The organism is Coriobacteriia bacterium (assembly GCA_018368455.1).
Classification (GTDB): Bacteria; Actinomycetota; Coriobacteriia; order Coriobacteriales; family UMGS124; genus JAGZEG01.
The window spans coordinates 1-9075 of sequence record JAGZEG010000031.1 but is presented as its reverse complement, the minus strand read 5'-3'; the positions used below and the strand labels follow the sequence as shown (position 1 = coordinate 9075).

Annotated in this window: 9 protein-coding genes; all 9 read left to right on the top strand. The window is 53.8% G+C overall.

What is annotated here, in order from left to right; all coding sequences use genetic code 11:
* On the top strand, window positions 1-944 hold a 944-nt coding region (locus KHZ24_11815), incomplete at its 5' end, for an NAD-dependent epimerase/dehydratase family protein (GenBank protein ID MBS5451872.1).
* A 14-nt stretch (window positions 945-958) separates the two neighbouring features.
* Entirely contained in the window at window positions 959-1789 is an 831-nt protein-coding gene (locus KHZ24_11810) for a glycosyltransferase family 2 protein (protein MBS5451871.1), read from the top strand.
* Window positions 1790-2401: a CatB-related O-acetyltransferase gene (locus KHZ24_11805; protein ID MBS5451870.1), complete on the top strand. Its 612-nt coding sequence runs from the start codon at window positions 1790-1792 to the stop codon at window positions 2399-2401. It abuts the gene before it with no gap.
* Window positions 2394-3554, top strand: a complete 1161-nt coding sequence (locus KHZ24_11800; protein ID MBS5451869.1) for a glycosyl transferase family 1 — start codon at window positions 2394-2396, stop codon at window positions 3552-3554. Before KHZ24_11805 ends, KHZ24_11800 begins: the two co-directional genes overlap by 8 nt.
* Before the next feature lie 328 nt (window positions 3555-3882).
* Complete coding sequence (locus tag KHZ24_11795) at window positions 3883-4806, top strand: O-antigen ligase family protein (GenBank protein MBS5451868.1); 924 nt, start codon at window positions 3883-3885, stop codon at window positions 4804-4806.
* On the top strand, window positions 4803-6311 hold the full coding sequence (locus tag KHZ24_11790) for an oligosaccharide flippase family protein (protein ID MBS5451867.1): 1509 nt from the start codon (window positions 4803-4805) through the stop codon (window positions 6309-6311). The genes KHZ24_11795 and KHZ24_11790 overlap by 4 nt, the downstream gene beginning before the upstream one ends.
* Window positions 6312-7004: 693 nt before the next feature.
* Window positions 7005-8264 carry a nucleotide sugar dehydrogenase gene (locus KHZ24_11785; protein ID MBS5451866.1) on the top strand — a complete coding sequence of 420 codons (1260 nt, stop codon included), beginning with the start codon at window positions 7005-7007 and terminating at the stop codon, window positions 8262-8264.
* Window positions 8265-8380: 116 nt separating this feature from the next.
* Entirely contained in the window at window positions 8381-8641 is a 261-nt protein-coding gene (locus KHZ24_11780) for a hypothetical protein (GenBank protein ID MBS5451865.1), read from the top strand.
* Complete coding sequence (locus KHZ24_11775) at window positions 8634-8906, top strand: DUF4160 domain-containing protein (GenBank protein ID MBS5451864.1); 273 nt, start codon at window positions 8634-8636, stop codon at window positions 8904-8906. The genes KHZ24_11780 and KHZ24_11775 overlap by 8 nt, the downstream gene beginning before the upstream one ends.
* The last annotated feature ends 169 nt before the right edge of the window (window positions 8907-9075 follow it).

Here is a 9075-nt window from a genome sequence, read left to right as displayed (position 1 = left end):
AGCGGCACGGCAACTCGTGCCCCGTGATGCTGGCGAGCAGCGCGCAGGCGACGCTTCGGGGCCGCTACGCCGGCTCCGCCTACGGGCAGAGCAAGCTCGAGGCGGAGCGCCTGCTGTTCGAGCGCGAGGAGCGCACCGGCGCCCCGGCCCTGGTCTACCGCCTGCCCAACCTCTACGGCAAGTGGTGCCGCCCCAGGTACAACTCGGCGGTGGCCACGTTCTGCGACGCGATCGCCAACGGCCGGCCCTTCCGCGTCGACGACCCCTCGACCGAGCTGGAGCTGCTCTACGTCGACGACCTGGTCGGCGCCATGCTGGGCGCCCTGCTGGGCGAGGCGCCCCGCTGCCGCTGGGAGGGCGGGGAGTGCGTGCCCGACGACGCCGGGCGCTACCGCTACGCCCCCGGCTCCCAGAGGGCGACCCTGGGCGAGATAGTCCGCATGCTCGAGTCCTTCCGCGACTCCCGGGAGACCCTCCAGGTCCCCGACCTCACCGAGGGCTCGCTGTCCAAGAAGCTCTGGTCGACCTTCCTGAGCTACTACGAGCCGGGAAGCTTTTCCTACGACCTCAGGCCCAACGCCGACGCGCGCGGCAGCTTCACCGAGTTCCTGCGCACCCCCGAGCGCGGGCAGGTCTCGGTCAACGTGAGCAGGCCGGGGGTCACCAAGGGCAACCACTGGCACATGTCCAAGTGGGAGAAGTTTCTAGTCGTGAGCGGTGAGGCCAGCATCAGACTGCGTAAGGTCGGCACGGATGCGGACGGCAACCCGTTCCCAGTGATAGAGTATGTGGTGAGCGGCGAGAGGCCGCAAGTTGTAGAGATGATTCCGGGTTATACGCACAACATCACGAACCTGTCTAACACTGCGGATCTTGTTACGCTTATGTGGGCTAATGAACCCTTTGATCCGACAAACCCTGATACCTTTGCGGAAGAGGTTTAAAAATGCCTTGCGATATGACCGCTATCGTTTTGACCAAAAACGAAGAGAAGAATATCGCTAATTGCCTCAATTCAATCAAATCGTTAGTTAAGCGTATTGTTATTGTCGATAGCGGCTCAACCGATAAGACAGTGGAAGTTGCTAAGTCCTTTGGGGCTGATGTTTATTATCACGAGTGGGTTCATTATGCTAGTCAGTTTAACTGGGCTCTTGATAATGTTGGAATAGAAACTACGTGGGTGTTTCGTATTGATGCAGATGAAATTGTAACCCCTGAACTGGCCCAGGAACTAGAAAAAGAGTGCGATCAGCATGCTGAAGATGAGGTAAACGGCATGGAGATGCCGTTTAAGCTGCTTTTCCTCGGCCGTTATCTTACGTATGGAGGGGTTTATCCGATTTGGAAGATTACGGTCTTTAAGTATGGGACAGGTAAATTCGAGAATCGATCAATGGGAGAGCATGTTGTACTTGAGAAGGGCTCCTGTATTCGACTGAAGGAAGACTGTCTCCATCACGATTTCAAAGATCTTTCGTCTTGGATTGAGAAACATAATGCGTATTCAACTCGCGAAGTTGAAGATCGCCTAGCCGTTGTCTCTGGTCGTCGAAATGCTGATTTGAAAGGGAATGCTGCGCAAGCGGAAAAGATGCGCGACAGCCTTTATTACAAATTGCCTCTATTTATTCGTGCTCGGCTATATTACTGGTATCGTTACTATATTAAGCTTGGTTTTTTAGACGGAAAACCTGGTCGTATTTATGCATTTCTTCAAGCCTATTGGTATCGTTATCTAGTAGACGCAAAGCTCTATGAACAAAGAAATAAGAATAGAGAATATTAAATGCAGCATATTCTATACTATTTGGCAAAGTTTTTTCAAAAAATACAACTTCCATCTTTACGTAACTGCGTGATTGATCGTACCGCTCATGTGCTGCAAAAAAGTAATCTGATTGATGTTTCAATTGGCCGTTACTCCTATGTCGGTGTTGCTAATTCCATTTGCAACACTTCTATTGGTTCATTTTGCTCCATTGCCAGCTACTGCGCGATTGGCGGAGGTAATCATCCTCTGGATTATGTCTCAACTTCACCCGTTTTTCTTGATGGGCATAACGTTTTTGGAACCAACATTGCGACTTTAAGTTTCGATGCTGCACCGCAAACTCACATTGGAAATGATGTCTGGATTGGTGAGGCGTGTTTTATTAAAGCAGGGGTAAGGATTGGTGATGGTGCTGTCGTTGGCGCCCATTCAGTTGTAACAAGAGACATTCCGCCATATGCAGTTGTTGCTGGTTCCCCAGCAAGGATTTTGAAGTTTCGATTTACTAATGAAGTTATTCAACGGCTCGAGGGAATTGCATGGTGGGACTGGGACGATACCCAACTTCGCTCCCGCGCAAAATTATTTGATTCACCTGAATCACTATTGGGGAGTCTTGATGACTAAAGTAGTCCATCTATGTATAGCGTGCTTTTTCCCAGATGGTTACTCTTATCAGGAGAATTTGCTTCCCAAGTTTCATAAACGTATGGGTTTAGACGTAGAAGTTATTGCGTCTTTGCTGACTTTTGGACCGCATGGTGAACAGGCGTACGTTTCAGATCCTAGCACCTACATTAATGAAAATGATATTCAAGTAACTCGTTTACCTTATAAACGCATTGGGAAAATTGCCAAGAAACTCGCGATTGTTGATGGACTTTATGCTGCAATTGAGCGCTCCCAACCTGATGTCCTTTTTATACATGGCTGTCAGTTCGGAAGCATGCCTGATGTCATTAAGTATTTAAAACACCATCATGAGGTTCGTGTTTTTATCGATAATCATGCTGACTATTCGAATAGCGCAAAAAACATATTTTCTAGGTGTATTCTCCATAGAATTATCTGGCGTCATGAGGCGCAGCTTGCCCTGCCTTTCACCGAGCGGTTTTGGGGCGTTCTTCCGGCGCGTGTGGACTTTCTCATCCAGAACTATGGCCTTCCTAGTAACAAATGTGCCCTCTTGATTATGGGGGCAGATGACGATGAGGTGGCAAGGGCCTCTGATGCGGATTTAGTCGCCAAGACTAGAGCGCGTTTTGGTTTCAGGTCGAACGACTTTGTTGTCGTCACGGGTGGCAAGATTGACGAGGCAAAGCGACAGACTCTCGCGCTTATGGATGCCGTTGCCGAGATGGACGAGCATGTAAAGCTGCTTGTATTTGGACCAGTTGTCCCTTCGATGAGGCTCGAGTTCGAAAGGCGACTCACCTGCAAGCGTATCGCGTACGTTCCCTGGGCGACTGCGTCTGAGTCGTACGATTACTTTGCCGTGGCTGACCTGGTCTCTTTTCCCGGACGCCACTCTGTGTACTGGGAGCAGGCTGTCGCGATGGGCAAGCCGCTGCTCATTAAGCGCTGGGATGGCACCATGCATGTTGACCGTGGAGGAAATGTGGCATACACGAGCGGGGATGATGCGTCGGCGCTGGCGAGGGATGTGAGAAACTTGATGGAACCGAAGGTGCTTACGTGTATGCAAAAGGTCGCGGACGAGGCAAAGGGCGCATTCCTGTATTCCGATATCGCTAAGCGCAGCATCGGTGCTGATGTTTAGGTGATTGTATTGCGGAGACATTCAGTTGCGGAAGGTGTTGGACTCCGAGGCGTCACGCTTGCAGCGTGTACTGGGGTCATTCTTACGGTGCTATCACAGATCACGCCGGCGTTACAGATTCTTTATGGGCTGATTTGGTTCTCGCTTGTAGTTTATTGCGCTGTGCACGAGGCGCCAGTCATTAAGCTGTCCCACGTGTTTTTAGGGACTCTGAGCCTGTTTTTCTGCCTTGTAGTTTATTGCTGCGTTTGCTTGCTTTCTACGGGAGATACCGGATACATAACGGGCTATCCTGTCCTTCTCGCGAAGGCGCTTCTGATGTACGTTGTTGGCTACTTCCTCTCTTTCTATGCCGGGGGGGGAAGGCATCTGGAAATATATTTTTATTGCTTTTGTGGCTTCGGCATGTGTCTACGGTATATGGGCGATTGCAACGTATGTTCCGAGTCTTGGTTCGTGGTTGACGAGTCAAGTGTATCTATTTGGTTCGAAAAATAGTTTTGGACAGATCGCGGGGGTTGCGAGTGTTGTCCTAATTACGTTTGCCATACGTAAGGCGAGGTTGCGACGGAGACTCGTTTTTCTCGCGCTTGCAATTGCTCTGGCGTTTATGGCGATGCTGATGCAATGTCGCACCGCTCTGCTTGCTCTATTTGCTGCCATCATTGTCCAACTTTGCTGTGCTGGGAAAAAGCGGATGCTCATCGTGGTGGGGTTCTGCGCGATTTTTGCTTTTTGTCTTTCACCGACCTTGCAGACCTATATTTCTCACGCGTTGTTCCTCGATAAATATCAGGATGCGGATCTAAATGCCTTCTCAAGCGGACGCCTAGAACTTTGGGCCGCTGCGCTTGATCGGACCAGCGAAAACCCCATGTTGGGGATTGGACACTACTATGTAGATTGCTTTTATATCAACACGTATGCCAATGTTGGCATACTCGGCTCGTTATTTGTTTTTCCGCTTTGGGGTATACGTGTAGTGAGAAACATAAAATATGGGTTATCTATCCGACATGAGCTAGGCTCTTTGGAATGGCTTCGAATCACATCGCTTGCTCTGACAGCATTCTATCTCGTTGAGTCGGTTTTGGAGGGTTTTCCCCCGTTTGGTCCCGGAGCAAGCTCATTTCTCTTTTGGATGTTGAGCGGATTCTTGGATGCCGCATCTGAGCGGGATACTTGTATGAACGGCGTTGTCGATAAGGAAAAAACCACTATACCCTTACATCAGATAGGTGCTGTAAAATGAAGAGCCAGCTCAAGATTGGTGCTGCTCTTTCATATTCTGCGGTGGCATTCAACACGATTGCTGGCCTCATCTACACTCCGTGGATGGTCTCCTGTATCGGAACTGACGACTACGGTCTTTATACGCTTGCGCTTTCCGTCGTCAACTTCTTCATGCTCGATTTTGGGTTGAGAGACTCCGTTTCTCGCTTTTTGTCGAAGTACTACACGGAGGGTGATGAGGACGCTGTTGGTGTCTTTCTGGGTATCGTGTACAAAACGTACCTCGCGATTACTTGCTTGATTGCAGCGGCCCTTGCACTGGTATTTTTTAACATCGACAGGCTCTATTCGGGGCTTACCGCGGAGCAGATACCCGTTTTTAGGACGCTTTTCGTTGTCGTTTCTTTCTACAGTGTATTCTCTTTCCCCTTTGCTCCCTTGAATGGGATCCTGACCGCAAACGAGCGTTTTATTGCGCTGAACGCTTGCAATTTGGTTCAAAAGGTACTGACCGTCGTTCTTATCGTGACCATGCTTCTGTTGGATCAGGGGGTCGTAGCGCTCGTTGTTGTCAATGCGGTTGTTAGCATTGCCATAACGTTTGTCAAGCTCTTGCTGGTTCGTCGAGAAACTCGCGCGAGGGCGGACTTTGCTCGATGGGATACCGGTATTGCACGGGAAGTTGTCGGGTTCTCCACCTGGGTTATGATTGCCCAAGTCTGTCAGCGCTTCATTTTCGCTGTGATGCCATCTATTATCGCCATCACGGCGACTACTTCAGAGGTTGCTCTTTTTGGACTCGCTGCGTCTCTGGAGGGCTACGTGTATACCGTTGCGAGCGCGCTGAATGGGATGTTCATGCCCAAGGTTTCGCGTGCGGTCGCGGGGGTTGGAGAGGGTCTTCAGTCATTGATGACACGTTTTGGTAGGATTCAGCTCTACATTATTGGTTTTATCGTTGTCTGTTTCTTCGGTCTTGGCGAATGGTTCATTCAGTGCTGGATGGGCGTCGGGTACGATGGCTTGTGGCTATGCGCGCTTCTCATAATCATGCCGAGTCTCGTAGAGTTACCCCAGTCGGTGGGCGTGACGGCGATCACGGCTTCGGGGAAGGTGCGAGCAAGGGCAATGGTGTTCCTTGCTATGGCAGCGTGCAATATCGTCCTAGGTTTTATCCTTTCTGCGTCGCTTGGGGCGCTCGGCGGATGCCTGTCAATCTGCATTGCCTATTCTCTCCGGACCGTTGGACAGAATGTCATATACAGGAATCTGTTGGGGATAGATCTTGGGAGTTTTTTCGCCGACACGTTCGGAGGCTGGGTCTTCCCGGCTGTGGTGACGCTCATGTCTTGCATATTCCTCGATTGGTTCTTCCCTCTTAGGGGCTGGGCTGGACTGCTGGTTGCAGGGTGCCTCGCCGGATGCGTCTACGCGGTCTTGTGCTGGAAGTTCTCAATGAACAACTACGAGCGCGGGCTGGTGACCTCGTTTGTCTCGAAAAGGAAAAAGAGCGGGTCCGCATAAAGGACGAGTGGCCCGTATGGGTACTCCCCGGTACGTTTTGGCTTCCGGCACCGATGCAAACTTTCGTTCGCAGCTCGGCGTAATCAATGCGCTGGCCGAGAGACGTGACACATCCGCTTGTATGGCTGTCACCCGTGTTTCTGCAAGTATCTGGAGCCGCCAGGTTTCCGGCTTGGCTTGCATGTGCGCATACACGAGCAAATGGGCTTCTATGACTATAACCGCTTGCAGGCGAGTGCCTTTGCGGTTGCGCCCGACTCAAGGACGCTTCCCGAGGAGCCTGGCTTCTTCGCGTCTGCCGATAGGGCCTTCCTCTCCCGCGTGCATCCGCACCTCAGCCGGGAGGCCTAGGGCGATGGACAGGGCGCGCTTCACTTTGGCGGACGTATCGGAGAAGGGATTTCTGCAGGCGGTCGCCATCGCCATGGAGCTGGAGACGGAGCTCGCGCCCTATGGCTCCCGTATCTGACTATGCCGGCGAGAGCATGAGCTCCAAGGTCGTCAAGATCATCCGGTCCTACACCGACGCGACAGACAAGACGGTGTGGAGGAAGGGCCCTAATCGAACGGAATGCTGTCCGCGTATCGCGCTGATCCCACGCGATGGATGCACGCCGGTGGATCCGATGGAAGAACCTGACGTCAGATTGATGTGCATTTGTCTATGGTTAACTCTAGATTTAGGAGAATGACATGAAAATAGCCGTTGCCGGTACCGGATACGTCGGTCTTTCGCTGGCCATCTTGCTCTCGCAACACAATGAGGTGCGCGCACTAGATATCATGCCCGAGAAGGTCGAAAAGATTAACGCTTTTTGTTCGCCCATCCGGGACGCCGAGATCGAGCGTTTTCTCTCCGAAGCAGAGGCGGGAGAACGCAAACTCGACTTGCATGCAACAGTGGATGTGGCAGAGGCCTACACGGGCGCAGACTATGCCATCGTGGCCACGCCGACGAACTACGATTCGGATAGGAACTTTTTCGACACGAGTTCCGTCGAGGCCGCTGTCGCCGCCATCCGTTCGGTGAACCCCACGGCATGGATTGTCGTCAAGTCCACCATTCCCGTGGGATATACTTTGTCACTACGCGAAAGGCTGGGCGATAACCGCATCATCTTCAGCCCCGAGTTTCTGCGTGAGGGCAAGGCGCTCTATGACAACCTGCATCCCTCTCGCATCGTAGTAGGCGCAGCTAAGGGAGACGCCGGCGCTATGGCCGCCGCGGAAGCCTTCGCCGAGCTGCTGGCGCAGGGTGCCGACCCTGCAGAGCTTATCCGAGCCAATGCCGATGGCACAACGGGCATTCCGCGCCTGGTGCTTGGCGCCACTGAGGCCGAGGCGGTCAAGCTGTTCGCCAATACCTACCTGGCGCTTCGCGTGGCCTACTTCAACGAGCTGGACACCTACTGCGAGGCTCGCGGGCTGTCCTCAACCGACGTCATCGAGGGCGTGTGCCTGGAGCCGCGCATCGGGTCTCACTACAACAACCCCTCCTTCGGCTACGGCGGCTACTGCCTGCCCAAGGACACCAAGCAGCTGCTGGCCAACTACGCCGACGTCCCCCAGAGCCTGATCGGTGCCATCGTGGAGGCCAACCGCACCCGCAAGGACTTCGTGGCCGACCAGGTGCTGGCGCGGGCGCGCGAGGCCGTGGAAGGGACGGGCCGGGCGCCCCTGGTGGGCGTCTACCGCCTGACCATGAAGAGTGGCTCGGACAACTTCCGCGCCTCCAGCGTCCAGGGCGTCATGAAGCGCGTGAAGGCCAAGGGAGTCCCCGTGCTGGTCTACGAGCCGACGCTGGGCGAGCCCGAGTTCTTCGGCTCCGAGGTGACGCACGACCTGGCCTCCTTCAAGGAGCGCTGCGACGTCATCGTGGCCAACCGCTGGAGCGACGAGCTGGCGGACGTGTCCGAGAAGGTCTACACGCGGGACCTGTTCAGGAGGGACTAGGAGCGCCTCGCTCCCCGAGGCTTTCGGGCATTTCGGGTAACGCGCCGTGAGGACGAAGCACCGCTTCGCTGGCTGGTATGCTTGTGCGGGAGCATTCGCCAAGGGAGGTCGGTCTCATGATGTGGGAGTACGTGCGCTTCGCCGACGACACTCAGGTGTCCTACTCCGACGTGCGTGACGACAACACGGTGAAGGTCGTCGTCGAGCGTCCCCGGGACTGGGGATTTGACACGGCGTCCTGCCTACTTCCCGCATACAGGTGGTCGGAGGTCGACGGGTTCTCTCACGAAGAGCTTGAGGGGCTCGACGGCTTCGTCCGCAACAACGCCCCTCTCATCATGCGCTTTGCCTACGAGGGCGGACGCAGCTATGCCTAGCCTATTTCGCTTTGGGCCGTACGTCTTGTTCTTCTGGACGGGCGAGAACGGCGAGCCGGTCCATGTCCATGTCGCCGTGAAGCGCCCTGGTAAGGACGCGACAAAGATATGGTTGACGGCCGACGGCGGATGCAAGCTGGCGCACAACAGGGACGATATTCCAAAGCGCGATTTGCGGGATCTCATGCAGTTTATCGCCGCTAACCATAAGTTTATCTGCGACAAACGGGCCGAAGTTACGGGCGATTGTCACTTCGCCTCGTAGCGGTATCTCGGTTTTCAGCTCCTCCTATATCAAGACAAAGTAATATCGACCGAGGGAAAGGATTCCTTCCATGCCCCTGCGCACCGACTACTCCGACGTCTCCTTCAAAGACGACGGTCGTCTCAAGCTCCTCATCATCGTGGGCACCCGCCCGGAGGTCATCCGCCTC